General features: G+C 52.7%; 29 protein-coding genes and 2 pseudogenes. 17 read left to right on the top strand and 14 right to left on the bottom strand.

Annotated elements, in window-relative coordinates; genetic code table 11:
• Positions 1 to 188 precede the first annotated feature (188 nt).
• On the top strand, positions 189 to 635 hold the full coding sequence (locus tag ACA054_RS15500; protein WP_497690170.1) for a DUF411 domain-containing protein: 447 nt from the start codon (positions 189 to 191) through the stop codon (positions 633 to 635).
• A gap of 51 nt (positions 636 to 686) precedes the next feature.
• On the opposite strand, the gene copD is transcribed toward ACA054_RS15500, so the two are convergent.
• The 5 genes from copD to ACA054_RS15475 all read right to left on the bottom strand — a co-directional run bounded on the left by copD (position 687) and on the right by ACA054_RS15475 (position 5,327).
• Positions 687 to 1,622, bottom strand: coding sequence for a copper homeostasis membrane protein CopD (gene copD / locus ACA054_RS15495; RefSeq protein WP_172791736.1), 936 nt, complete (start codon positions 1,620 to 1,622; stop codon positions 687 to 689).
• A gap of 2 nt (positions 1,623 to 1,624) precedes the next feature.
• Positions 1,625 to 2,011, bottom strand: coding sequence for a copper homeostasis periplasmic binding protein CopC (gene copC, locus ACA054_RS15490; protein ID WP_033039136.1), 387 nt, complete (start codon positions 2,009 to 2,011; stop codon positions 1,625 to 1,627).
• Positions 2,012 to 2,080: 69 nt separating this feature from the next.
• The gene (locus tag ACA054_RS15485) at positions 2,081 to 3,091 is read right to left on the bottom strand and encodes a copper resistance protein B (RefSeq protein WP_497690169.1); all 1,011 of its coding nucleotides are present in this window, start codon (positions 3,089 to 3,091) and stop codon (positions 2,081 to 2,083) included.
• Positions 3,092 to 3,101: 10 nt separating this feature from the next.
• Positions 3,102 to 4,967: a copper resistance system multicopper oxidase gene (locus ACA054_RS15480; protein ID WP_497690168.1), complete on the bottom strand. Its 1,866-nt coding sequence runs from the start codon at positions 4,965 to 4,967 to the stop codon at positions 3,102 to 3,104.
• Between the two features lie 150 nt (positions 4,968 to 5,117).
• On the bottom strand, positions 5,118 to 5,327 hold the full coding sequence (locus ACA054_RS15475) for a co-regulatory protein PtrA N-terminal domain-containing protein (protein ID WP_497690167.1): 210 nt from the start codon (positions 5,325 to 5,327) through the stop codon (positions 5,118 to 5,120).
• 285 nt (positions 5,328 to 5,612) lie between these two features.
• Here ACA054_RS15475 and ACA054_RS15470 point away from each other — a divergent pair, with 285 nt between their 5' ends.
• The 5 genes and pseudogenes from ACA054_RS15470 to ACA054_RS15450 all read left to right on the top strand — a co-directional run bounded on the left by ACA054_RS15470 (position 5,613) and on the right by ACA054_RS15450 (position 9,544).
• Complete coding sequence (locus ACA054_RS15470; protein WP_497690166.1) at positions 5,613 to 6,008, top strand: hypothetical protein; 396 nt, start codon at positions 5,613 to 5,615, stop codon at positions 6,006 to 6,008.
• Positions 6,009 to 6,107: 99 nt separating this feature from the next.
• Positions 6,108 to 6,518 carry a hypothetical protein gene (locus ACA054_RS15465; RefSeq protein ID WP_497690165.1) on the top strand — a complete coding sequence of 137 codons (411 nt, stop codon included), beginning with the start codon at positions 6,108 to 6,110 and terminating at the stop codon, positions 6,516 to 6,518.
• 125 nt (positions 6,519 to 6,643) lie between these two features.
• Positions 6,644 to 6,895, top strand: coding sequence for a DUF2933 domain-containing protein (locus ACA054_RS15460; RefSeq protein ID WP_172791742.1), 252 nt, complete (start codon positions 6,644 to 6,646; stop codon positions 6,893 to 6,895).
• 90 nt (positions 6,896 to 6,985) lie between these two features.
• Positions 6,986 to 9,157, top strand: a pseudogene (locus ACA054_RS15455) (heavy metal translocating P-type ATPase).
• A gap of 114 nt (positions 9,158 to 9,271) precedes the next feature.
• Positions 9,272 to 9,544 (top strand): heavy-metal-associated domain-containing protein, encoded by a 273-nt coding sequence (locus tag ACA054_RS15450; protein WP_461987901.1) that lies wholly within the window; start codon positions 9,272 to 9,274, stop codon positions 9,542 to 9,544.
• A 374-nt stretch (positions 9,545 to 9,918) separates the two neighbouring features.
• Here ACA054_RS15450 and ACA054_RS15445 read toward each other — a convergent pair whose 3' ends face one another.
• Positions 9,919 to 10,158 (bottom strand): DUF1652 domain-containing protein, encoded by a 240-nt coding sequence (locus ACA054_RS15445; RefSeq protein WP_497690164.1) that lies wholly within the window; start codon positions 10,156 to 10,158, stop codon positions 9,919 to 9,921.
• A gap of 175 nt (positions 10,159 to 10,333) precedes the next feature.
• Between ACA054_RS15445 and ACA054_RS15440 the strand changes: the two genes are divergently transcribed.
• Positions 10,334 to 10,543, top strand: coding sequence for a hypothetical protein (locus ACA054_RS15440; protein WP_497266483.1), 210 nt, complete (start codon positions 10,334 to 10,336; stop codon positions 10,541 to 10,543).
• Positions 10,544 to 11,096: 553 nt separating this feature from the next.
• Positions 11,097 to 11,534, top strand: a complete 438-nt coding sequence (locus tag ACA054_RS15435; protein WP_497690163.1) for a PRC-barrel domain-containing protein — start codon at positions 11,097 to 11,099, stop codon at positions 11,532 to 11,534.
• A gap of 297 nt (positions 11,535 to 11,831) precedes the next feature.
• Here ACA054_RS15435 and ACA054_RS15430 read toward each other — a convergent pair whose 3' ends face one another.
• The 3 genes from ACA054_RS15430 to ACA054_RS15420 all read right to left on the bottom strand — a co-directional run bounded on the left by ACA054_RS15430 (position 11,832) and on the right by ACA054_RS15420 (position 14,783).
• A complete protein-coding gene (locus ACA054_RS15430; protein ID WP_497690162.1) occupies positions 11,832 to 12,143 on the bottom strand; it encodes a hypothetical protein in 312 nt (103 codons plus the stop codon).
• A gap of 274 nt (positions 12,144 to 12,417) precedes the next feature.
• Positions 12,418 to 13,113, bottom strand: coding sequence for a VIT1/CCC1 transporter family protein (locus ACA054_RS15425; protein WP_109631392.1), 696 nt, complete (start codon positions 13,111 to 13,113; stop codon positions 12,418 to 12,420).
• Positions 13,114 to 13,619: 506 nt separating this feature from the next.
• Positions 13,620 to 14,783: a sensor histidine kinase gene (locus tag ACA054_RS15420; protein WP_497690161.1), complete on the bottom strand. Its 1,164-nt coding sequence runs from the start codon at positions 14,781 to 14,783 to the stop codon at positions 13,620 to 13,622.
• A 501-nt stretch (positions 14,784 to 15,284) separates the two neighbouring features.
• Between ACA054_RS15420 and ACA054_RS15415 the strand changes: the two genes are divergently transcribed.
• The 3 genes from ACA054_RS15415 (at position 15,285) to ACA054_RS15405 (ending at position 16,817) form a co-directional block, all read left to right on the top strand.
• Positions 15,285 to 15,977 carry a DUF421 domain-containing protein gene (locus tag ACA054_RS15415; RefSeq protein WP_497266493.1) on the top strand — a complete coding sequence of 231 codons (693 nt, stop codon included), beginning with the start codon at positions 15,285 to 15,287 and terminating at the stop codon, positions 15,975 to 15,977.
• 68 nt (positions 15,978 to 16,045) lie between these two features.
• Positions 16,046 to 16,315 carry a DUF4062 domain-containing protein gene (locus tag ACA054_RS15410; protein ID WP_497438029.1) on the top strand — a complete coding sequence of 90 codons (270 nt, stop codon included), beginning with the start codon at positions 16,046 to 16,048 and terminating at the stop codon, positions 16,313 to 16,315.
• Positions 16,316 to 16,322: 7 nt separating this feature from the next.
• Positions 16,323 to 16,817, top strand: a complete 495-nt coding sequence (locus ACA054_RS15405; protein ID WP_497690307.1) for an MFS transporter — start codon at positions 16,323 to 16,325, stop codon at positions 16,815 to 16,817.
• 14 nt (positions 16,818 to 16,831) lie between these two features.
• Here ACA054_RS15405 and ACA054_RS15400 read toward each other — a convergent pair whose 3' ends face one another.
• Positions 16,832 to 17,860: a GlxA family transcriptional regulator gene (locus tag ACA054_RS15400; RefSeq protein WP_497630936.1), complete on the bottom strand. Its 1,029-nt coding sequence runs from the start codon at positions 17,858 to 17,860 to the stop codon at positions 16,832 to 16,834.
• A gap of 235 nt (positions 17,861 to 18,095) precedes the next feature.
• Between ACA054_RS15400 and ACA054_RS15395 the strand changes: the two genes are divergently transcribed.
• The 3 genes from ACA054_RS15395 (at position 18,096) to ACA054_RS15385 (ending at position 20,054) form a co-directional block, all read left to right on the top strand.
• Entirely contained in the window at positions 18,096 to 18,986 is an 891-nt protein-coding gene (locus ACA054_RS15395) for an MBL fold metallo-hydrolase (protein ID WP_497690160.1), read from the top strand.
• Positions 18,987 to 19,152: 166 nt separating this feature from the next.
• Positions 19,153 to 19,698 carry a cysteine hydrolase family protein gene (locus ACA054_RS15390; RefSeq protein WP_415767597.1) on the top strand — a complete coding sequence of 182 codons (546 nt, stop codon included), beginning with the start codon at positions 19,153 to 19,155 and terminating at the stop codon, positions 19,696 to 19,698.
• A 29-nt stretch (positions 19,699 to 19,727) separates the two neighbouring features.
• Positions 19,728 to 20,054: a MaoC/PaaZ C-terminal domain-containing protein gene (locus tag ACA054_RS15385; RefSeq protein WP_497690159.1), complete on the top strand. Its 327-nt coding sequence runs from the start codon at positions 19,728 to 19,730 to the stop codon at positions 20,052 to 20,054.
• Between the two features lie 232 nt (positions 20,055 to 20,286).
• On the opposite strand, the pseudogene ACA054_RS15380 reads toward ACA054_RS15385, so the two are convergent.
• A pseudogene (locus tag ACA054_RS15380) lies at positions 20,287 to 20,623 on the bottom strand (histone-like nucleoid-structuring protein, MvaT/MvaU family); the annotation flags it as partial.
• A gap of 320 nt (positions 20,624 to 20,943) precedes the next feature.
• Between ACA054_RS15380 and alaE the strand changes: the two are divergent.
• Complete coding sequence (alaE, locus tag ACA054_RS15375) at positions 20,944 to 21,408, top strand: L-alanine exporter AlaE (protein WP_497690158.1); 465 nt, start codon at positions 20,944 to 20,946, stop codon at positions 21,406 to 21,408.
• Between the two features lie 771 nt (positions 21,409 to 22,179).
• On the opposite strand, the gene ACA054_RS15370 is transcribed toward alaE, so the two are convergent.
• Both ACA054_RS15370 and ACA054_RS15365 read right to left on the bottom strand, forming a co-directional pair.
• Complete coding sequence (locus ACA054_RS15370) at positions 22,180 to 22,875, bottom strand: VIT1/CCC1 transporter family protein (protein WP_497690157.1); 696 nt, start codon at positions 22,873 to 22,875, stop codon at positions 22,180 to 22,182.
• A gap of 250 nt (positions 22,876 to 23,125) precedes the next feature.
• Complete coding sequence (locus ACA054_RS15365) at positions 23,126 to 23,491, bottom strand: histone-like nucleoid-structuring protein, MvaT/MvaU family (protein WP_497690156.1); 366 nt, start codon at positions 23,489 to 23,491, stop codon at positions 23,126 to 23,128.
• A gap of 184 nt (positions 23,492 to 23,675) precedes the next feature.
• On the opposite strand from ACA054_RS15365, the gene ACA054_RS15360 reads away from it, so the two are divergent.
• Both ACA054_RS15360 and ACA054_RS15355 read left to right on the top strand, forming a co-directional pair.
• Positions 23,676 to 23,858 carry a hypothetical protein gene (locus tag ACA054_RS15360; protein ID WP_497690155.1) on the top strand — a complete coding sequence of 61 codons (183 nt, stop codon included), beginning with the start codon at positions 23,676 to 23,678 and terminating at the stop codon, positions 23,856 to 23,858.
• 130 nt (positions 23,859 to 23,988) lie between these two features.
• Positions 23,989 to 24,258, top strand: coding sequence for a hypothetical protein (locus tag ACA054_RS15355; RefSeq protein WP_497690306.1), 270 nt, complete (start codon positions 23,989 to 23,991; stop codon positions 24,256 to 24,258).
• An 86-nt stretch (positions 24,259 to 24,344) separates the two neighbouring features.
• Here ACA054_RS15355 and ACA054_RS15350 read toward each other — a convergent pair whose 3' ends face one another.
• Positions 24,345 to 24,743, bottom strand: coding sequence for a DUF3597 domain-containing protein (locus tag ACA054_RS15350; protein WP_497690154.1), 399 nt, complete (start codon positions 24,741 to 24,743; stop codon positions 24,345 to 24,347).
• Positions 24,744 to 24,889 lie beyond the last annotated feature (146 nt).

Genomic DNA, 24,889 nt, shown 5'->3' with positions numbered 1-24,889 from the left:
GCACGCAGTCACGACAGGCTCGGGGGCAATTGAGTGGCGGCAGCGAAGATGCGGCTTACAAAAATGTAATCGGCAACCTGACTTTTTGCGCTTAACCTATTTTTCTGACGGTGCGGAAGCGCTACTCGCGGCGCACGGCCAAGGGCATGCAGAGCAACCGCACACTAAAACGTGACGAGGTGCATCGAATGTTCAAACGAAAGCTATCGCTTGCTGTGGGATTGATGATTTGTGGGGTTGTGCAGGCAGCTGAGCAACTCACAATCGATGTACATCGGGACGCGAACTGCGGGTGCTGCAAGGAATGGGTCAAGCACCTCGAATCGAATGGATTCAAGGTAGTAGACCATGTGGAAAGTAATATGAGCGCTATCAAGCAGAACCTGGGCGTGCCACAGGGACTCGCTTCATGCCATACGGCTGTAATCGACGGCAAATTCGTGGAGGGTCATGTCCCAGCCGATGAAATCAAGAAGCTGAATGGTCGTTCAGACCTCGCAGGAATTGCAGTGCCAGGCATGCCCGCAGGTTCTCCTGGCATGGACTACGGCCAGAATCATCAACCTTACCAAGTCCTGGGGCTCACCAAGGCAGGTGCGCAAGAAGTGGTCGCTGACTACCCCATCAGCCGATAGTCGTTGCTCAGATCTGAGCGCCCTTGGGGCCGCTCGGATCTAGCTCCTGAATCACCCTTGAGCCATCTCGATTGAGGGGCTCAATGTTCCTAGCCAAGCCACCAAGCAAACGATGACGACAGCACAGGTCGATTCGATCACCACACTTTTTCTCAAAGCAGTTGCTGCTAGAGAAAAATCACCGGCCACCACAGACCGCTCTAGTGAAGGGCTCAGGTAGAAACGATTGAGGGTAGCTAGCCCGATCATGCCCACGAAAAGTATGATCTTCACGAGTAGGAGAGCGCCATAGGTGCTGGTTACGACTTCGATTACTGTCGGCCCGACAATGAAGAGATAATTAGCGACGCCAGTAACTATGATCGTACCAACAATGAATGCGCCCGCTGTTTCGAATCCCTTGAGCGCTCGCGATAGCACTCGTACCAGTTGCTCCGAATTAGCCCCCCTAATACTCAACATCAGACCAAACGCCGCGAGAGCTCCGATCCAGCCGCCAGCGGCAAGTAGGTGCAGAATATCAGCGGCAAAGTGCCAGAATCGCAGGGCGCCTTCATCCATCGCCCCGTGACCTGTCCATGGGAGTGTCGCTAATGCAATGCTCCCAGCCAAGGTAGCAACCCAGAGACTGCCCGTTGGCCATCGCTTGCTCTGGCTTCCAACAAAAATCACCACTGCTAGCGAGATCATGCGCGTCACCCAGCTGTAGCCGATCTCTGTCTCGTACAGCATCATTTCCAGGTGAGTTCGCAGTTCCGCCCAGTCGGATGCGCCGCTCATATTTTTTGTCATAACTGCGAAAGCTGCTAGGGACAAAAGCATACCTATAGCGGCGGTGCCAGGCAGTAGCGACCCAAAATGTAGCACAGTTCCCGATACCCGCTCTTTTCCCCGAAGGCTGTACAGCCCAAAGACAGCGAGACCGAACAGGAGCATCAGATCCAGGTAAAGGGCGAGGCGCAGTACCACATTCAAAGGGTCGCTCATGGTTACTTCACTTTGAAAGTGACGCTGCCGGTAATCGGATGGGTATCGGAGGAAACCGCTCGCCATTCCACTTTGTAGGTGCCAGCTGTGAGAGGAGAGGCCGGGGTCAAGACCATGGTTTTAGGGTCGTTACTGCCGGCCACGCTGGCTTTCACACCCATAGGAGAGTGCGACGACATGCCAGGCATTTCGGTCATGATCAACTTGGCTCCGGAAAACTGGGTAACCAGGTTTTCAGAAAAGTGCAGCTCAATCTTTGCTGGGGCTGGGCCGTTCGCGCCTTCAGCTGGGGTTGAAGAGACTAGCTTCGGGTGAGCTTGGGCAACTGCACTGAGCAGAAGGCTGGATGAAAGAGCGACGGCCACAACACAGGATTTAAATACAGACATGCAAGGCTCCTCACAGCGCGTAGCTGTTGTAATGAGGTTATATAATTATTTGGTGCCGCTAACTGTGGTTTAGAACCACACCCGGACGCCGAGCACCAGACGTGCTTCGCTATTGTCTTCGCCTTCCTCGCTGGCATAGTCAGCGGTCTTTCCATAAGCCCGATTCCAAGTCACGCCTACATAAGGTGCGAACTCTGGACGGATTTCGTACCGAAGGCGCAAACCCACCTCACTCTCAGACAGCCCCGAACCCACTCCACGTTTGGGATCGTTTTTGCCATAGAAATTGAATTCTGCCGTCGGTTGCAAAATCAGCTTATTGGTTAGGAGAATGTCGTAGTCACCTTCCAGCCGCGCGGCGGTCTGGCCGCCTTCACCTAAGTAAGCTGTAGCCTGGGCCTCGAAATTGTAGAGCGCCAAGCCCTGGATACCTAAAGCCGCCCACGTTTGAGGGTCGCCTGGTTTGAAGTCTTGACGAACGCCGCCGACTAGATCCCACCAAGGGCTGAAGGAGTGTCCCCATAAAGCTTGAACCTCAGCTTCTTCAGTCTTCCCATTGGTGCGCTCGCCTTCGGAGCGCAACCATAGACGATCAACATCTCCCCCTATCCAACCTTGGGCTTCCCAGTTCAGTGCGCTTCCATCGTCAGCATCCTGCCATTCCAATTTCTCAAATATAAAAAATGAGTTGAGGGCTGTGTCATGAACTTGGTGACCACCAGGGGACTTATAGACTCCAGCTCTGTCAGCATCGGTTAGCGGTGGTATCGGAGTCCGGCTTTGGGTTTGTGGTTGCTTGGCGGGCTGCATACCCTCCATTTTGCTGTGATCCATACCCTGCATCTGGCTATGATCCATGCCTTGCATTTTGCCGTGATCCATACCCTGCATCTGGCTGTGATCCATACCTTCCATCTTGCCGTGATCCATGCCCGGCATTTGGCTGTGATCCATGGTCTGCATCTGCCCGTCTTCGGTACCCTGGCTTGTTTCAGCGGCTGCCGACAAGACAAAACCAGCGGCTAGAGCGACGGTAAATACAGCTGAGTGCATGCGAGTCCCGCAAAAATAATTGCTCATAGTCGACTCCTTATTCCTCTACACGCACTTCGCGGAACATCCCCATTTCCATGTGATACAGGAGATGGCAGTGGTAGGCCCAGCGCCCCAGCGCATCGGCTGTCACTCGGTAGCTGCGCTTCGATCCTGGCGGCATATCAATGGTGTGTTTGCGGACAAGGAATTGCCCGTTTTCATCTTCAAGGTCGCTCCACATGCCATGCAAGTGGATGGGATGAGTCATCATGGTGTCGTTGACGAGAACGATCCGGACTCGCTCGCCGTATTTCAGTTTTAAAGGCTCGGCGTCCGAAAACTTCACGCCGTTGAAAGACCAGGAAAATTTTTCCATATGACCGGTCAAGTGCAGTTCGATAGTTCTACTTGGCTCACGGCCATCTGGATCTTCAAACGTGCTTTTTAAGTCAGAGTACGTCAGTACCTTTCGACCATTCTCACGAAGCCCCATGCCAGGATCATCAAGCTTTGGCGACGTCGACATTGCCTGCATGTCGACGAGAGGATTGTTGGACTCCGTGGCTGGGTGCGACTGCATTTCTCCCATACCACTCATGCCGCCCATAGACATTTTGCTGTGATCCATTCCAGCCATGCTGTCCATGCCGGACATGTCCTGCGTAGCGCCATGGTTCATACCTTTCATGGCACCGCCGTCCATTCCCGACATGCCCTCCATTGAGCTGTCTCCCGAACCAGCCATCTTGCTGTGATCCATTCCTGGCATATCACCCATACCAGCCATCGCGCCGTGATCCATACCGGCCATACCCATGTCGGCCATGGTGACGAGAGGACGAGGATCTAGTTCAGGTACTGGAGCGGCCAGGCCAGACCGGACGGCCAAGGTGCCTCTTGCATACCCCGACCGATCCATCGACTGCGCAAACAGTGTGTAGGCGTCCTGAGTTGGTTCGACGATCACATCGAAAGTCTCGGCAGTGGCGATCCTGAACTCGTCCACGCTTACGGGCTTAACATACTGGCCATCGGCAGCCACGACAGTCATCTTCAAACCCGGAATACGGACATCAAAGTAGCTCATGGCCGAACCATTGATGAACCTCAACCTAAGCTTTTCGCCAGGTTTGAAGGTGCCCGTCCAGTTGGAATTCGGCACTTGGCCGTTCATCAAGTAGGTGTATGTCGCGCCACTGACGTCTGCAATGTCAGTAGGATTCATCTTCATTTCGGCCCACATCTTGCGGTCAGCGACGGTGGCTGACCAACCTTTGTCAGCTACGTCATGGATGAAATCACTGACTGTGCGCTTGTGGGTGTTGTAGTAATCAGACTGCTTCTTCAGTGTTTTCATCAGCGAAGCCGGATCTTCATCCGTCCAGTCGGTAAGCATCACCACGTATTCACGGTCATACTCAAACGGCTCGGGCTCTTTCGCGTCGATTACCAGTGGGCCGTACACACCTACTTGTTCTTGGAAGCCGGAGTGACTGTGATACCAGTACGTTCCGTTTTGCTTGACCTTGAATTGATAGACATACGTGCCGTTAGGCTCGATCCCATGGAAGCTAAGGCCCGGCACACCGTCCATATTCGCGGGGAGGATAATCCCGTGCCAGTGGATTGATGTCATATCCTTGAGGCGGTTCTTGACCCGCAAGGTCACGGTATCGCCCTCACGCCAGCGCAGCTGAGGCCCCGGAATCCCACCATTGATTGTCATGGCAGTCCGGGCATTCCCAGTGATATTTACCGGTGTCTCTCCAATAAAGAGGTCGAACTCTGTACCTGACAGGACATTAGTCTCGCCCAAGCTACGTGCCGCCCAAATAGGGGTATGCCAGAGGCCTAAGCCACCGAGAATCCCGCCTGCGGTGAGACCTTTCACAAAGGTGCGCCGAGAAGTTTTGGAATGCATACCGATTCATGTCCCGTCAGTCGGATGTCAGGTGCACGCACGTTGGCGTGTTCCCGAGGGTTCACGCTTTGGATAGCTAGTGCGCTTGATACATTGGAAGATGCCATAAGCCAGCAAACGGGGTGATTACATTTCCGTAAGCTGGGCGGCTCAGCATTGATGCTTCTGCTCTTCAGCCGTGGGCTTTTCCTCTGCAATATCCTCTTGCACTTGCGCTTGTGGGACGGGTTTGGTGGTGGCCATTGCCGTCTCGCGAGCTCGTTCCATGTGCTCAACCGCACGGTCGCCGCCACCTTCGGCAAAGGCCAGGGACGATATAGCCAAACTGAGTGTAAGAATCACAACGTTGGTTGCTTTCATAGTGCATCTCCTTCAAGGAATTGACTCTCGATGAAACCAGAGAGTTTGAGCGTCAGCTCGATGAGGATGATGAGGGGACGCACCTGTCAGCACGCTTAGCCGGTGATTACACTTTTGACAGCACACGGAGAAACTCAACATCTGAAAGATCGACGGGCGTCATAAAATTTGACCGCACCACAGAACCGACAGCCGGCTGCATAAATTGATGTAGATCAACCGTGGCACTTCAATGTGCTGTATGTTGAAAAATCAAAATCCGCTAATCAGTACCGGAGATTCTCCATGTTCTGGTTTCGCCATCGTCAACCAACGTTCATACGCCTCGCCATCGTGCTGTGGGTGTTAGCGTTTGGTCTGGCAGCGACCCAGGGATGTCTGGTACAGCCCAGCCACAATCCGGCTACAACTCATGTCTCGCTGAACACCGCGCAAGATCACGATAGCCACGACGACCATGCCCTCGGTTGCATTCAGCACTGCGCCGATGCGGCAATAGCTGTAAGTCCTTCGCTCCATCTTCATATATTTGACCTGTTCAGTTGGACGTTTCTGCTCCTTATCCCAGCGTTGCTGATTTTGTATCCCGCCAATCCCTCCGCTTTTGCCTTTCTTGCATTACGGCGCCCTGTACCGGCCAGACCTCCTGCCCGCCTGATTTTCGTCCGTTTCAACGATTAATCCGACCTTCTGCGCGCCGATCTTCGGCGCACTGTCTGACTGCGCCAACCTGGCGCGGCTTGGTATTACCTGAGTTGTCCTGACCCTTTGGAGATTGCCATGCATGCCACATTGAAATTTATCCTCGCCACCCTGCTCGTGAGCAGCCCACTCATCGCCTCGGCAGTCGATGAGCATCACCCGGAGGGGCAGACCGCGCCCGCCCAGACAAGCGAAGCAGCTACGCCGATGCAAAACAATGTCATGACCGAGCAAATGCAAAAAATGCAGGCTGCACACGACAAGGCAGCCGCAGCCAAGACCCCTGCCGAGCGACACGCCGCCATGCAGGAGAGCATGAAGACGATGAAGACGATGAAGGACAGCATGGCCATGATGCATAAGAACTGTCATGGCAAGGGCATGGGCATGGACGGCAACAAAGACGGCATGGAGATGGGAATGATGAACATGATGATGAAAATGATGGATCAGCAAACGAGCATGATGAACATGCCGATGAGCAAGTGACGCGCACAAGCCTGTAGGCAATGCAGCGACGGTTTTACTTTGGCCAATATGCCAAGGGTAAAACTGCCGCCCGTTGCACCTTTACGACGTATCACTAAACAGCACTCCCTTAGGAGTACAGAACCATGATGAATTCGCCACATTCCGCTAACACCTCTCCAACATTTTGGAGGAGCAAACCCGGCATAGCGCTGGGTATGCTGCTGGTGATCGTGCTGTTCTATCTGGCAAGAGAACACTACGGCCATATGCTGGGTTTACTGCCTTATATGATTTTGCTGTTGTGCCCGCTGATGCATTTTTTCGGGCACCACCACGGTGGTCACAGTCATCACGGCGAAACCTCAGTCTCGACCAAGGATGCGAACAGGAGTTAGCTCATGCACACCCCTGAGGTTCGTCAAGAGCACGGCCCAATACAGAACTCTGAACCCCAACCCACCGGCTCCCATGACCCGGTATGTGGCATGACCGTCAGTAACGACAGCCAGTTCAGCACGGAATATGAGGGGAAAAACTACCGGTTCTGCAGCCAGAAATGCCAAACGACCTTCAGGGCAGCGCCCGAGCGTTATCGAATATCTCAACTGAAAATCGAACAAATCCCTCAGACAACAGCAGAACCGTTAACGGGTGCCGCTGAATACACATGTCCCATGCATCCGGAAATTCGCCAGATCGGCCCCGGCGTCTGCCCTAAGTGCGGCATGACCTTAGAGCCGGTGATTCCCGAATTGGAGGAAGAAGAGAACTTAGAACTCAAGGACTTCACCCGGCGCTTCTGGTGGACATTGCCACTGACAGTGATCGTAACCGTGCTGGCTATGGGTGGCCATGCCCTGGAGCTGTTCCATGGCACCACGAAAAATTGGGTCGAGCTGGGATTGGCTACACCCGTCGTGCTATGGGCTGGCTGGCCGTTTTATGTGCGTGGTGTGCGTTCGGTGATTCAGCGAAGTCCGAACATGTGGACGCTAATCGGCCTCGGCACGGCGGCGGCCTTCCTTTACAGCGTCGTGGCCACCCTGACCCCCGATGTATTCCCCAGCAACTTCATGATGGAGGGCCGCATCGGTGTGTACTTCGAAGCGGCGGCTGTGATCATCTCACTGACCCTTCTCGGCCAGATGCTTGAACTCAAGGCTCGCTCGCAAACCTCGGCTGCCATCAAGTCGCTGCTTGGACTGGCACCCAAAACTGCCCGACGGATCAATGCCGATGGCACGGAAGAAGACATCCCTCTGACACACGTACACAGCGGCGACACGTTACGTGTGCGACCGGGCGAAAAAGTGCCTGTCGACGGTCAGGTGTTGCAAGGCGAAAGCGCTGTAGATGAGTCGATGCTCACCGGCGAACCGATACCGATCATGAAGAGGGCCGGCGACGCGCTGATTGGCGCCACCCTCAACATTCACGGCAGTCTGGTGATGCAGGCGCAGAAGATAGGGTCGGCGACCCTGCTCGCACAGATTGTGCAGATGGTTGTGCAGGCACAACGCTCAAAAGCGCCGATGCAACGGCTGGCAGATGTGATTGCCAGTTACTTCGTGATTGTGGTGATTGCTATCGCCGCGCTGACTCTACTCGGCTGGGGGCTGTGGGGGCCCGAGCCAAGTTGAGTGTTCGGACTGATCAACGCTGTCGCGGTCATGATCATCGCCTGTCCCTGTGCCCTTGGCCTAGCGACACCGATGTCAGTCATGGTTGCCACCGGCAAGGCTGCTGGCAGCGGCGTATTGTTTCGCGATGCCGCCGCCATCGAAAACCTGCGCAAGATAGACATCTTGATAGTCGACAAAACTGGCACCCTCACTGAAGGTCGACCAGCGTTCCATAGCGTCGAGGCAGTACCCGGATTTACTCAGGATGAAGTGTTGCGCCTGGCCGCAAGTCTCGATCAGGGCAGTGAGCATCCATTGGCCCACGCCATCGTCGAGCAGGCTCGTACCGCAGGGCTAAAACTGGTGACACCTGAAACCTTCGAGTCAGCCTCAGGTATCGGTGTAAGCGGTCAGGTGGAGGGTCGCCGCCTGATGCTAGGCAATACCGCGTTGATGCAGGAGGCGGGAGTTTCCACCGAGAGCTTGCAAGTACATGCCGAGAAGCTACGCGGCGACGGTACGAGCATCATGTACCTGGCAGTCGATGGCGCCCTGGCGGGTTTGCTGGCTGTTGCCGACCCCATCAAACCCACCACGAAGCTGGCCGTCGAGCGTCTGCAGGCGGATGGCGTCAAGGTCATCATGGCCACTGGCGACGGTCTTACGACTGCTCGCTCGGTAGCTCGCCAGTTGGGCATCGATGAGGTGCATGGCGAGGTCAACGCTGATGTAGGTATCGCCATGGGCACTGGCACTGACGTGGCGATGAACAGCGCTCAGGTCACCCTGGTCAAGGGCGATCTGCTCGGTATCCTGCGTGCTCGCAGCCTGTCAGTAGCAACGGTGAGAAATATGCACCAGAACCTGACCTTCGCCTTCCTTTACAACGCCATGGGCATCCCACTTGCCGCCGGCTTGTTCTTCCCTCTTACCGGTCACCTTCTGTCACCACTAATTGCCGCACTGGCCATGAGCGTGAGCTCGGCGTCGGTGGTATTCAACGCCTTGCGTCTGCGCCAGGCTTCCATTGATTGAGTGAAAACGACCGCTTGACCTTGCCATGGCAGCAAGGTTGAGGATAAGCCAACGCCGCAGAAAAGCCTCATGCGTCAGTCTTTCCATGATCAATTTTGTTGTGAGGAGTCACCAATGAAAACTGTTGAACTGCAAGTCCAGGGCATGAGCTGTGGCTCATGTGTCAAACATGTCACTGAAGCGCTGCGCCCACTTGAAGGAGTCAGTGACGTAACAGTGGATCTACAAGCCGGACGGGTGAAGGTCAGCGGCGATTCGGACAACCATGCGCTGCTTGCAGCCCTGCAGGACGCGGGCTATCCAGCACAGCTGGCGACAGTGGAAAGCGTAGCGAGTAAGAAAACCTCGGGCTGTGGCGGGAACGGCGGCGGTTGCTGCTGCCGGTAAGCATTATTTTCGCATGAACATCATGCTGCCAGGGCAACGCCCATTGGTGGCGCTGTTGGCGCTGATTGAAAACTGACCCACCCTGCCGATTGGTGATTGCAGACCACGGTGTTCCGGGACAGATTCAAGGTATCGAATTCATTGAATTGGTCAGGGGTAAATGGCCGTACATCGCTGCAATTCTGACGTCTGGGTATCTGATAGACCCGGCAACGGTACCGCCATCAACCCTCTACCTGCACAAGCCTTGGTCATTGGACGACTTGGTAATCGCGGTGGCGGCTCTACTGCAGTCTGATTATCCCATCCATAAGACTTGAGTCGGCGTTGGCGTGGTAGACCTGATACTTCGAGTCCACCATTTGCCGTAGCGCCTACGCACAGATCGCTTTGCACGCTGCCATATCAATTTTGAGTTTGCGGATCAAATTTGAAATCGCCCGACTGGACGTGAGATCCGAAGCCAATACGCCGGGGACGAACAGTTCCATACGGCCAGAGGAAGGCTCAATCATCTTGATCAATACCGAACCTTTGGGATTCACGGAGCAGGTGCAGGAGCGAGGTAATAAACCGCTTTCAATGATATGTCGGAGCTCAAGAGAAGAAATCATGGGGTACGTCCGAAGGAAAAATTCCTTCTCAGTCTTGTCTATGAAACCCAGTAGTCAAGGAACGCGCCGGAGTAAATTCACGACCAATTGTTTCCCGTCCACTGGCCTTGAGCTGACGCGGCTGACTATTCATTTTTTATACTGCTAGGCTTGGCGTTTTCATGGAGGAACCTTGATGCCAAATTCAGATTTGCTCCCTTCCCTGCTCTTCAAAATCAATCAAAACCAATTAGCTCTTGAGGCCGCCATCATGGAGCTGACGCTCTGGGTCGAGCAACGTGGTTCTGCTGAAGTCGCCGGCAACGTTCGCGGTGCTTTAGACACGATTAGCAAAAACGAGGAATTCATCAATATGAGTCTTGCGGTGCTTATGTCACCTGAGTGACCTGGCCTAAACGCTATCAGTGGCGTCGTTCAGTCAATACTGCGCCAAGGATCGCGTGAGTAATGAGACAAGCTGCCGAGGCTATGTATCGTCGTCGTGGCCGAAGAATTTGGGATCAAGCACCAACGCGCGTAATGGCTTCAAACGTCTCTCGGCGAGATCAGCTTTCCGTGAGCATTCAGTGGCGTCCCCGGCAGCGCCCACAGCCGTCGCCTGCTCATTCAAATAAGTTTGGTCACAGCAGCGACCAAAACTTAATCTTTATATTTATGAAGTTATATTCAAGCCGGAGACGTAGTTGCCATAATGGGAAATCGTTTAATCTAGGTGTCTACGATATCGCTCTAGTTAATACCCATAATAAAAACAAAGCATCACACATGGATAGCACACTAATTAAAAGCTGATTAACTTTTTTACTTCCAATTTGCCATTCGTCGTCATGCAGAAAAAAAATTTAACTTTTTCGAAAGCGGGTGACTCTCACTAATACAGCCATCAAGGTGGTGGGTGCATTTTCTGATTGATTGGCGATTGCTGATAGGAGATAGTAATGAACTACGAAGATCGCGATACCTATGGCATGTACAAAACCAACCTCCTACGAGATACCAGCTCTGAGGAACAGGGGCCTGGCCCCGACCTGATGGGGGCAGATACACTCATTGGAAATGATGTTTATAACCATAATGAAGAAGACTTGGGAGATATCAAGGAAATCATGCTGGACGTTCGCAGCGGTAGAGTGAGTTATGCTGTTCTCTCTTTTGGTGGCTTTCTTAGCATGGGAGAAAAACTGTTTGCGGTACCCTGGAATGCACTCACACTCGATACAGTAAATAAGCGCTTCGTACTAAACGTAGAGAAAGAACGCTTGGAAAATGCACCAGGTTTTGGCAAGGACAATTGGCCTAATATGGCCGACGAATCTTGGGCAACTGAAATCCATTCTTTCTATGGAACTAAACCGTTCGATTACGATACTGTCTAGATACAAAGTATCGACAAAAGCTAACTGTCCATAACCAAAATGAAGAGTGATGCGCGCCGAGCAAACAACGACATGTTAAGATTGGTCGTTGGTGGCCAAACCCTAAGGCGCGCATTGCGGTGAAAAAGCGCTAACAACAAGGGTTTAGGGTGGATTCTGCTGACCGCCGTCGAATCCAAGGCTAGCCCAGCCGCATCGTACCCGAAAGCTATTCGTTTGAAGTCCAAAAGCTCGCGCGTCACGCGGGCTTTTTTTGATGCGACATCTAGGCTCATCACGTGACTCTAACGATTTTGGCTAGCGAATAAGACTAATGGCGGTGGCTCGGATCAGAATTTCTTCCTGTTGAAAACGCCCTGCAAGATCGCGCTTAAAGCTTTGCCACCAAAGCCGATCAATAGCTTCAACCATGACCTCATAGACGATGATGTCGTCCTCTGCTCTCTCGTTATCTTTCTGCAGTGAAATACCTTTCGCCGGATTGCGAGTGAAAGCCGTCACTCCTCCGAACTGTTCGGCCAACTGCTCCCGCACACGGCGAAAAAGCTCGACGGGCTGAGGCGTTCCATCGTTCGTGTTGAGCGGCAAAAAAATCTCGAACAGGTGCATTAGATAACCACAGCAGCCCACGGCTGTAAGTAATGCGATTCCCCTTGGGCCCCCAAGGCCTGCGTTTCAGTTTCAGCTTCTGTTCCAGCTTTCAATCCTGTGGGATTAAAAAGCTAAAGAAAACAGAAGAAAAACCGGCGGCATCCTATCGGATAAAGGTGTTTGGGGGCAGCGCTGCTTTTCTCTTGCCTTCAAATATATAAACCCTGTTCCATCCTTGTATAAAGGCCCACTCTCACCATCAAGAATTTAATTCTGGAACCCGCTCCGGGTTTTATACTGTGGTTCCCAACAGGGTACCGACTCCTGCTGCCACCGCCATCGAAAGCGCACTCCAAAAAGTCACACGTAAAACCCCATTTTTAATATTCGCCCCACCGACCTTGGCCGCCAAGCCGCCAAGGATAGCAAGGAAGACCAACGACGCGACGACGATGACTGGGATGAGATGTTCTTGTGGAACTACTACGACCACGAGTAATGGTAGTGCCGCACCTACGGCAAAGCTTAGCGCAGATGCAAGAGCAGCCTGTAATGGCTTTGCACTCATCGCATCGGTGATTCCCAACTCATCTCGGGCATGCGCCCCCAAGGCGTCGTGATCCATTAGTTTAGTCGCGACTTCTTTTGCAAGCGGCACCTCAAGTCCTCGCTCAACATAAATTCCTGTCAGTTCACGATTCTCGCCCTTCGGATTTTCCTGAATCTCAATTCGCTCCGCCTCTAGGGCAGCCGCTTCCGTGTCGGCTTGGGACTGCACGGAAACGTACTCTCCGGTAGCCATCGACATAGCACCGGCGACGAGAGCAGAGACACCCGCTATAAGGATGCTGTTGTGAGTTGCGTGAGAGGCGGCTACGCCCAGAATCAGACTTGAAGTTGAAACGATTCCGTCATTGGCCCCCAATACGGCAGCGCGCAGCCAACCAATGTTGTCTATTGGGTGTTTCTCTTTATGATGCGCTGCCATTCTGGAATTCTCCGTGTGAAAAATTGCATTAGGTCAGGTCTCTGGCGTCATGAGCACCGTGAGATTCATGTTGATGAACGGAGATCCAATCACCGGTAATGACTGAATCAACCGATTAAATTTCAGAAAGATACTTTACGCTGCCAGCATGTCCCAGAACATACCGATCACGGCAAAAAGCCATTACGATAGTACATCGTGTTTAACAAAAAAGGCCCTCGAAGGGCCATTTTGTACTCAAACCAAAATCACTTAGTCAGCCAGGACTCGATCTTGTCTGAGCCGTATTTCGCTTTCCGCTATTTCAAATTTTGTGATAGTCGCCCTTGGTTCCACGACCTCACCCGATTCCGGATTCTTGTAAACCTACCTCGCGAGGCTTGCGGGTGCCCGATTGCGGCAGGGCAGCCGGAGCGCGACGACCAGCCTGTAGATCAAGCAGGTTGAAGATGTCCTTCAAGCTGTTGCCGTACTTGGTAAGTAAAGCGAGAAGCTTCGTTTCAAATTCAAGGACGCAAACTCAACATCGGAGAAAAAATTATCTGAAACGCGGTGCCGCCGATGTTTGCGTTGGGCTGGTGACTTAGCGAGCCACCCAGATTTTTAACAAGCGAAGTAATTACTTTCATTCCCAACCCCGACATTTTATCCACACCAAAGTCGGCTGGAAGTCCCTTGCCATTGTCACTTACGGTCAGGCAATACTGATGTTCATATGGTGCCAATTGTACATCGACCTTGGTGGCCCCATATTTTAAAGCATTTGTCACCAATTCATTAACGATAAGGCCGAGCCGACTGAGTTGTTCGCTCGCCAAGGCGAGTGGGACGGCTTCGACCGAGATAGCTACCTGATCCCTACAACCTAACATTGCTGATAAGCCAGCACACAGTTGAACCAGATAGTCAGCACTATCGAGCATCGTGGCAGCCTTACCGACGTTAATATGCTGATGCACATTTGCTACTGCAAATATTTTGGCAGCCGCTCTTGAAATCTCCTTAGCCGCTTCAGAGTTGCCCAGCTGAGCACTCTGAATGCTCAGCATTGACACAATCAAATGGAGGCTATTCATGACTCGATGGTCAATTTCCTCGGCCATCAAGTGGGAATGATTCAGCGCTGCTTCCTTCTCAGCTATGGATCGCATGGCGGAAAGGCGCAGTTCAAGCTGATCCATTACAACGCTAGCAAGATCCGCCAACGTGTCTATCTGATTTTGGGTAACCGTGCGCGGCTGCGTGTCCAGCACACATAACGTACCGAGATTGAAGCCGTCGTGAGTATGCAGCGGCACACCCAAATAAAATTGAAGACCAATTTCGCCTGCGACAAGGTGATTAGAAAGCGTTCGAGGATCATGCCTAGCGTCTGTTACTAACCAAGGCCCATTCTGTAAGATCGCGGAGGCACAGAGTCCTGGATTGCGGGAAATTTGATTTGCGTCGAGCCCATGATGGGATTTGAACCAGATTCGATCTGTATCGACGATGCTCACGATTGCTATCGGAGTACCGAGAAGGCGCGCTGCTATTGCGGTCACACGATCAAATGCGCCGTCCGGAGGGGAATCAAGAATGGCGTACCTACGAACGACGTTCATCCGAAGGGATTCATCTGGAGCTGTTTCACTGGAGCTAACGGAATGAGGCGTGGTGTTCGCAGTCATTTTTACTCCCGAACGGCTCAAGGTCACTGCTTTAAGTGGGTTATCCGATGGAATGCCCGCTTTCAAACCGTTGCACCAAGGTCGCACTCGATTGATGGCCTGGATGGCAGCAGAACGATGTATGGTCTCACGTTTGTATAAGCCATGTCAGGCACGCACACAAACCGCTGCAATCAGTGGGGTGGTGGCAATGATCCCGTTGCCCGCAGGTCACGCCCTTACCCACCTACCGGATTGTAAAATCCGTGCCAGGGAACCGACAAGCACCAACAGGGCAGATTTCGCGCTTGCGCGAGTAAGCCTTCCGGTGAGTAACGGATGGTGCAAACTGGATCACCATTCTTTGGCGAATCGAGGCTAAGGTTCATGTATTGGAGATTCAAATTCCACGACTAGCCCGTTTTCATCGCCCCCGTGGAGCTACTCAGAGGATGTAACGCTTTAGATGGGCAGGACTCACACAATTCAATGATTATCTAAAAAACCAAAAAAGAGGTGATGATGTCTCCCTTTGATATTCAACGGATGTTGATAGATGAGTTTCCACTAACATTTTTGCTAGAGGTAGGGTTTCGGGCAGCTTTTGCCTTTCTTGCCGTTTTCTTGTTCTTAAAATCAAGTGGCCGACGCGGGATAAGACAGCTCTCACTTTTTGAGTTGGTCGTGATTTTGACGTTGGGCTCCGCTGCCGGAGACGTGTCCTTCTACCATGATGTACCACTGTTGCCCGTTGCAGTCGTTTTCCTCACGCTGTTGCTGCTCTATCGCATGACGGTTTGGGTCATGACCAAAAGCAAGAAATTTGAAGCATGGATTGATGGTCTACCTGTAACCGTCATTCGCAATGGCTTATATGAACTTAAATCCTTAGAGAAGCTGAATATTTCATCGAGCGAAATATTGATGGAGCTTCGACAACGGGGCGTTGAGCACTTAGGCCAAGTAAGATTGGCGCTTATGGAAACAGATGGCGACATCAGTCTTTATTTTTACGATCAAGAAGACCTGCGCCCTGGCTTGTCAGTCCTACCTTTAGAACATCGTGCGGAGTTTATAAAAGTACCCGCTTCGGGACTTTATTGCTGCGTGAGTTGTGGCTTTGCACAATCTATTCTTGAAGAACACGAAGCACGCTGCTCGCGGTGCGATCATGACATCTGGTCAAAGGCGCTGAGCACCCAACGCTGTAGGTGATGGTTGCTGGAAACAATCCCACCAGGCATCAGTCAAATCCACAGGCGCCAGCATTTTGAGGGGAACAGATGAAGGTATTCATAAGCTCGGTGGTAAGGGGATTTGAGCAATTCAGAGCGGCTGCCAAGGACGCCGTAGAAGCTCTGGATATGAAGCCGATCATGAGCGAGCATTTTGGAGCCCGCACCTATTCTTCCGTGCATGCCTGCCTGACAGAGGTTGATCAGTGCGACGTCTTTGTCCTCATCTTGGGCGCTAACTACGGCTACGAGCCTGAGCCGGGTCTGTCGGTTAGCCTTGGCGATCGCCTCTCACCACACTCAAGAATTCGACATTAGCCCCTTCGTGCTGGGCCTTCTGCTGTCCTCCTTTTTATGGCTTTACCTCTTCGCACTCATACCCATGGGAATGCTGGAGGATCGATACGATACTCGGCTGGTCAACGCCTGGGGCATCGGCGTCTGGTCTGTCGCCCCCCTCCTCTCTGCAGCATCAGGGGGTTTCTTCTCCATGCTGATCACTCGTTTGCTGATGGGTGTCGGAGGGTCGACTTCGTACCCCGCCGGGGGACGCGCTCTGCGCGAATGGGTGCCTGCCGGCGAGCGCGGAATGGCGACCTCACTGTTCCATGCCGGTAGCCTGATAGGGCCCGGGGATTGCTGCGTTGGGCCCGAGCATTGTCGTCAACAGTTACGAATGGCGTGTTGCCTTCGTCATACTGCCGCTGTTCGATTCTTATGGCTGGCTGCCTGGCTGATATGGTTCAGGCAACCTGAAGTCGCGCGCTGGTTACATCCACTTCAGGCGCTGCTCGCTGTCGTTAGGATTCTTGCTGCCTGAGCTAAGAGGCATAATTAAAACTTTAGCTGGGAAGGGGTGGATGGCTCGGCAATGTGCTCACTGCCGCCCGCCTTCGGGCCTGGCCTCATTTCACGGAAAAACATTCGCCGATACTCAGAAGGCGATGTGCCGAGGTGAACGCCGAACTGTTGTCTCAACGACAAAGGCGTTCCGAAACCCGCCTCACCGGCGACACACTCGATAGGTAGGTCGGTCGTTTCGAGCAGCTGTTGTGCTCTGGCGACTCGCTCAGCATTCAACCATTTAGAGACGGTACTGCCAGTGGCCTCCCTAAAGCGACGAGTAAACGTGCGCCTACTCATTTTCGCCATGTCTGCCAGGACGTCGAGCGATAGATCACTGGCTAGGTTCATTCGGGCCCACGCCAGTACATCAGACAAATGAGTCTCGCTGGATAGCTGCGGCACAGGATGTTCTACGTATTGAGCTTGGCCTCCTTGCCTATGCGGCGGCGTCACCAGCATCTTCGCGGTGCGATTCGCCACATCAGCACCGAGCCGCTGGCGTATCAGATGCAGGCAACAATCGATTGCCGCCACGGTTCCCGCAGAGGTCATGATGTTGCCATCACTGACATAGAGCACCTCGGGCCTGAAACGAACTTCAGGGAAGCGTCGCGCAAACTCGTCTCTGACTGCCCAGTGAGTGGTTGCTTCTTTGCCATCAAGCAGCCCGGCATCTCCGAGCACGAATGCTCCCAAACATAACCCGACTATGAGCTTTCCTTGGACATTAGCGAGCTGTAAGGCTTTCACGAGCTGTGCGGATGCAGCGACCGATTGATCGCCCCACGCTGGAATGACAATTACGTGAGAGGACTCCATCAGTTCCAGGCCATGAGTGACCTCCAAGCCGATGCCTTGGTCGCTACTCACCATACCCGGCGTCTCTGCACAGTAACTAACCTCGTATCGAGGTTCACCAGGTGCGGATTGAGCCGTCCCCAGCACCACTCCCGGCACAGAGAGATGGAACAGGCTCACGCCGTTGAAAGCTAGAACAGCAACACGTATGGATTGCATCAGGCCGCCTCGGATTTGCCGTGTAATTGCTATCGAACGCATACAGGAATTGTGAGCGATCGTTCACAGTGATGTATTTCAAGGAGGGAAGAGAACGTCGCCCCCCTCATCGCATAAATCCAGACCCCGCGTATCGCTTGGCCCGATTATATCGAAATATGTCATTCAGGCCACTGTCAGGCTTAAAAGCATTCGGCAAGAATGGTGTTCTCGATGTATCTACAGGATTAATCACATGAACTTCAGAACGCTTCCGCTTGCCCTCAGCATTGTTTGCGCTGCTGCCGCCACTCCGGCATTTGCGGGCTCAAACGTCACCAACGCGCCGGACGCATCCCATAAAGTGGACTTGCAGCAAGTTCGTAACGCAACGGTGAAAATCACCTACGGCGGCACGACCTTCCTGATCGACCCTATGCTGGCCAAAAAGGGAGCCTACCCAGGGTTTGAAAATACCTACCGGAGCAACCTGCGCAATCCTCTGGTTGATCTGACCGAGTCGCCCGCTGAAGTTATCTCTGGTGTCGACGCAGTCATCGTCACGCATACGCATCTTGACCACTGGGACGATGCCGCACAAAAAGCGCTGCCTAAAGACATCCCATTGTTCACGCAGCATGAAGAAGACGCGCAGCTGATTCGCTCCCAAGGCTTCAAGAATGTGCGCGTACTGACTTATGAAGCTGAATTCGGGAGCGTCAAAATCACCAAGACCGGTGGTCAGCATGGCACTGACGAAATGTATGCCGTACCAGCTTTGGCTAAACCTCTGGGCGAAGCCATGGGCGTCGTTTTTCAGGCGCCAGGCTACAAGACCCTCTACCTCGCCGGTGACACTATCTGGCGTAAAGAGGTCGACCAGACCATCGAGAAATATCACCCCGAGGTCATCGTGCTCAATGCTGGGAAAGCAAAAATGACCGGCTACGAGGGTGCGATCATCATGGGCGAGGAGGACGTTCTGCGCGCGTCAAAGGCCGCGAAGAACGCGAAAATCGTCGCCGTGCACATGGACGCAATCAATCACATGTCCCTGACCCGCGAAGAATTGCGCACCTATGTCAAGAAGCAGGGTATCGAGAGTCGCGTAGATACTCCGGAAGATGGCGCTTCGTTGGAGTTTTGATTTAAAGCACCGGGAGCCGCTGTTGAAGGCGGCTCGTGATCACCTATTAGCGACTGGGTTCTCACGAAGAGAAGTGGTTTATTCAACGGCCCGCTTTTACGCAGTCTGTGAGAGGCAGATCAGCCTTCACGAAAAAAACAAATTAGTGACTTAATTGGAGATCGTTATGAAACGAGGCCTTGTAGTAGTTGATCTGCAAAACGAATACCTGCCGACTGGCAAGTTGCCTTTGTCTGGGGTCGAAGCAGCTGTGGCGAATGCTAGCCGAGTGATTAGTCGCGCGCGAGATACAGGCATTCCAGTTTTTCATATACGGCATGAATCCGATAATGAGGGTGCCACGATATTTATCAAGGGATCTAGCGGAGCGGAAATTCAGACCGCTGTAGCTCCTGTTGGTCAAGAACCCGTGATCGTTAAAAAGCACATCAACGCCTTCAGAGACACTGATCTCAAGAAGCAGTTGGATGCTTTCGATGTCCAAGATGTCGTGGTGGTGGGTGCGATGAGCCACATGTGCATCGACGCTGTAGTGCGTGCTGCGGCGGACATGGGTTATCCGGTTACTGTGCTGCATGATGCCTGCGCCACCCTGGATCTCACATTTCGCGGCGTGAACGTGCCTGCCGCTCAAGCGCATGCGGCGATGATGGCAGCATTTGAGTTCGGCTACGCCACCGTTAAATCTGTGGACGAGTACCTTTCGGCTTAAACGCGTAACGGTTCAGTTTTTCGGAGCCCGTGCGGGCTCCTTCTAGTTTCTATATTGATCCTGACCTTGCCCGCTCGAGTCCGCTTGGGGTGCACTGTGCCAGCGGGGTACAGACGTTCAGTTTCTCGCAACGTTTGATGTGTGATGCCTTACTGCTTCAAACAAACGTCGTTGCGGGTGGGAAGATCGATGGCTTAAGGATGGTTGCTCCAGTAGTGCCTGGAGACATTCTCAAGCTCTCGGCTCAAGTCGTTCGATCACTCATCCACGCAGGAAACCATGAACGAGGGTGGGTTGTGTTTAAAGTTGACATCGCTACGACGGGGGGGGGGAAACCGTCCTCGTTTATGAGGTGACGATATTGATACTGCGCAGGGGCGGCCAAGGTAGGTCTGAATCTGGAAGCGCTGGCCAGCATTGATACTCCTGTGGCCCTCTTTTGGCCAGAAGCGCGCGGATGGTAGCGCCAGCTAGGCGTTACTCAAGAGACCCAGGAGATGCTTGATCTCTGCGCCGAGAAGAACAACCGCCTCTCTCGGATGAGATACAAGGAGGCCCTCGAAGAGCCCTTTCGTACTCAAACCAAAATTACTTGGTCAGCCAGGACTCAACGGTCGCCGAGCCGTGTTCCGCTTTCCATTCTTTCAGGTCTTTGTGATTCCCACCTTTGGTTTCGATGAGCTCGCCAGTGTGTGGATTTTTGTAGACCTTCACTTGGCGTGGCTTACGGCTGCCAGTTTTGGACTCGACAGCTGGAGCACGACGGCGGCCAGATTGTGGATCAAGCAAGGCTGTAGCCGTACTCGGCGAGTAGAGCACGTAGCTTGGTCTCGAATTCAATTTCTTTCTTCAGGCCGACATCACCTTTCAGAGCCTCGAGAGCTTGGAGCTGCTCTGCGAGGTGTTTTTCGAGTTGGCGAAATTCTGGAGTTTGGACACGGGAAACCTCTTCTGAGTAACGCTCTAACGGTACACCAAAAACAGAAAATGCCGACTTCCAGGGGGTTGGCCGAATCTGGCGCATGCCGATGACCAACGTCATCGACCGGCAACTTGTGGTGCGCAGCAATGCGAGAAAATATCTTGGAACGCTGAGCGAAATGAGGGGGCATCTGTTCCGCACATGAGTGTAGGTCACCACTATTATTCAAAAATACCTGGCGACTTGTCACAGCGAATTGGGATCGGGGCGTGAAGCCCAGTTCTTCGGACATAGCGCTCTAAACGAGGCAGGAGGTAAGCGATTTGTCTTATTCAACTGAAGATCGAAGCGATAGGTGGCGATCTTTCGCTGCGGATACTCTCGCGTTGATCCTATTTTTTACCGTTACAGGCATCCTTAACGAGCGGCTCATTGCGGGGATGGCTTGGGAGCAGGTGCTTCATACCCGACTTCTAGGTGCCGGGCTTATGGTTCTGACTGGCCGCCCATATGGGCTTTGGCGAGACTGGTTCATGAGATTTTCCAGCACGAGTCGAAGTTCCCATATCTTGTGGGACTCGCTCGCTCTCGTAAGCTTCCAGGTACCAATCTATGCAGCCATATTGGCAATCTGCGGTGCTAACGGCGAAGAACTGCTGTATGGATCGCTTGGTGTGACGGTAATTATGCTAACTCTGGGACGACCATATGGAGCTTTCCTGAACTTCGTCAGTGGTCGTTTCGGCCTCCCGGACGGAGGAGAAAAGCCAATGTCGTTGAACATGTGATAGCCATTTTGTGGCTTCGGTGAGGGCGATGACGTCCGCTTTAAAATAAGTGGACGCTATTGCCCTTATCGCTCTTGGCGTGTAGTTCAGGTAGGTGAAGGTGACGGGCAATATGCCAACGAAGCCGGCGCCGGATCTCGATGTAGTCATCACGGTGCCGATCGCCCCAGTTCGGCATCTCTTTGGAGAGAGCACAACCAAGTGCGCGGACGCCAGCTTGCCCCCCTGTGCTCGGGTGCAAGCGCGTCAGCTCGTCCAACCCAGGTTGTCTTTTGTATTGCGCCAACGCTTGCCCAAGTACCTGATGAAGCGATGCACCGTAGGCACGCAATGCTACTGCCCAGACCGTCGCTTCCAGCTCTGACTCTAGCTCCACTTGATTCTCACATCACCCCACCCCGCCGAAACACAACATATTATGGTAAAAAACGAAATAAAACCGATGAATAGCAATATGTGGATTTTTTTTTGAAAAAATTGACGGTATTTTGTATTCAAAGCATAAGCAGCAGCCCACGGCTGTAAGTAATGCGATTCCCCTTGGGCCCCCAAGGCCTGCGTTTCAGTTTCAGCTTCTGTTCCAGCTTTCAATCCTGTGGGATTAAAAAGCTAAAGAAAACAGAAGAAAAAACCGGCGGCATCCTATCGGATAAAGGTGTGTGGGGGCAGCGCTGCTTTTCTCTTGCCTTCAAATATATAAACCCTGTTCCATCCTTGTATAAAGGCCCACTCTCACCATCAAGAATTTAATTCTGGAATCCGCTCCGGGTTTTATACTGTGGTTCCCAACAGGGCACCGACTCCTGCTGCCACCGCCATCGAAAGCGCACTCCAAAAAGTCACACGTAAAACCCCATTTTTAATATTCGCCCCGCCGACCTTGGCCGCCAAGCCGCCAAGGATAGCAAGGAAGACCAACGACGCGACGACGATGACTGGGATGAGATGTTCTTGTGGAACTACTACGACCACGAGTAATGGTAGTGTCGCACCTACGGCAAAGCTTAGCGCAGATGCAAGAGCAGCCTGTAATGGCTTTGCACTCATCGCATCGGTGATTCCCAACTCATCTCGGGCATGCGCCCCCAAGGCGTCGTGATCCATTAGTTTAGTCGCGACTTCTTTTGCAAGCGGCGCCTCAAGTCCTCTCTCAACATAAATTCCTGTCAGTTCACGATTCTCGCCCTTCGGATTTTCCTGAATCTCAATTCGCTCCGTCTCTAGGGCAGCCGCTTCCGTGTCGGCTTGGGACTGCACGGAAACGTACTCTCCGGTAGCCATCGACATAGCACCGGCGACGAGAGCAGAGACACCCGCTACAAGGATGCTGTTGTGAGTTGCGTGAGAGGCGGCTACGCCCAGAATCAGACTTGAAGTTGAAACGATTCCGTCATTGGCCCCCAATACGGCAGCGCGCAGCCAACCAATGTTGTCTATTGAGTGCTTCTCTTTATGATGCGCTGCCATTCTGGAATTCTCCGTGTGAAAAATTGCATTAGGTCGGGTCACTCTGGCGTCATGAGCACCGTGAGATTCATGTTGAGGAACGGAGATCCAATCACCGGTAATGACTGAATCAACCGATTAAATTTCAGAAAGATGCTTTACGCTGCCAGCATGCCCCAGAACATACCGATCACGGCAAAAAGCCATTACGATAGTACATCGTGTTTAACAAAAAAGGCCCTCGCAGGGCCCTTTTGTACTCAAACCAAAATCACTTGGTCAGCCAGGACTCGACTTTGTCCGAGCCATATTTGGCTTTCCATTCTTTCAACGTCTTGTGGTTGCCGCCTTTCGTTTCGACAACTTCACCAGATTCAGGGTTTTTGTAGACCTTCACCTGGCGAGGCTTGCGCGTGCTCGATTGTGATTGGGCTGCGGGAGCACGACGACCGGTCTGTGGATCAAGCAGATTAACGACGTCTTTCAAGCTGTAGCCGTACTTTGCAAGTAAGGCGCGGAGCTTTGTTTCGAACTCGATTTCTTGCTTCAGACCAGCATCACCCTTGAGAGCTTCGAGCGCTTGGAGCTGTTCGGCCAAGTGTTTTTCGAGCTGACGAAATTCTGCGAGTTTGGACATGGAAATCTCTCCGTGACTGTTATCCTAACGTTACACCACAAACGCCGATTTGCATGAAGTCAGTGCTTTTATTTTGCTCATTTAGGTCGTATCCCGCTGCAGGGTTCACATTTGAGCAAACGTCCATTAATAGACATCTGGTGACCAGAGAAGGTTCTTAATATCGCGAAGGAACATTGGTGTGATGACGCCGCATCTGAATTTGGTTTGCGGAACGGAATTGCCAGTGGAGGTGTCGTTCGTATTAGACACCTTGGTGTCGAAATCACGTTCAGATCAAGAGAAGGTTTCCATGAACAGTATCGTCTACATCGTTGGGGCAGTGGTGATCGTCCTGGTTATCCTGTCGTTTGTCGGCCTTGTATAGCCTGCCAGCTGAAACCCGCTGTGGAGAAGTCGATAGCAGTTCAGTACGAGCTAAGCTAATGCACATATAGGCATTTTCCGACACGTATCCAACGACACCTGACGGTCGCTACTTCGTTGTCAAAGGGCAGCTGTGGCGTTGCGCCAATCCAACGTTGGATGAGGATGTGCGGCAGCTATTGGTCAAGGAATTGATGGCAGCACGTCGAGAGGTAAAAGCAGCGAAAGCTGCTTCCGATCTTGGACAATTGTCGGCAGCAAGGGCAAAGGTGCGGAAGGCCAAGGTAGAGCTCGGTGAGCGCGGGCCAGTCTGGTGGTATGACGGGAGCCCTGACTTCAATAGATGTCAGGTCACTAATACACCTTATGCTGATTGGTACCTTTCCACACAGTGTTGTTAGGCGCGTGGCGTCGTTCTTAGGTTTTTTTCGGCCCGCAGAAATACGATACGCACCCAGTGCAAGATTTGTAGCTAAACAAGGCAAACCTAATTCAGCAGATCCGCAGGAACCTTCCCGCCATTTTCCGCCAGCTTTTTCATGACAGCTGAATGCAGCCAGATGTTCATTGCCGCCGAATCGTCAGTAGATCCTGTGTAGTGCAACTCCGCAGCAAGCTCCTTACGGGCAGCCAAGCTACTGTCGATGTTCAACAGCTTGAGCAAATCTACAATCGATGTACGCCAATTGAGCTGCTCTCCCTGCTGGCTCGCCAAGGCTTCCAGTTTAGAGGCAACGTCGACTTCGCTGATCGCAGCCGTCGGGGTGGAAGCCGATGCCTGTGGTGCAACGGGAGAAGCACCAGCGGTTGGGGCAGCAGGAGCAGCTGATGGCGCAGCGTGTTTACCTAACCCGAGTTTTTCCAAAATCGTGCTCAATAAGCTCATGTGAATTCTCCAAGGCTTGGATTGGCTCTTGCTCTGTTGAGCAATGGCTTCCTATGATGACTCCCACCATTCCGCTAAAGTTTTATCTGGTTTTCTGCGTGCCGCGATTGCGACATATGGCACCCGTACAGTATGAGTGACTTAAT

Source organism: Pseudomonas sp. LBUM1653 (assembly GCF_059716115.1).
The sequence above is the reverse complement of the archived record's forward strand: the minus strand, read 5'-3'. Positions and strand labels throughout refer to the sequence as shown.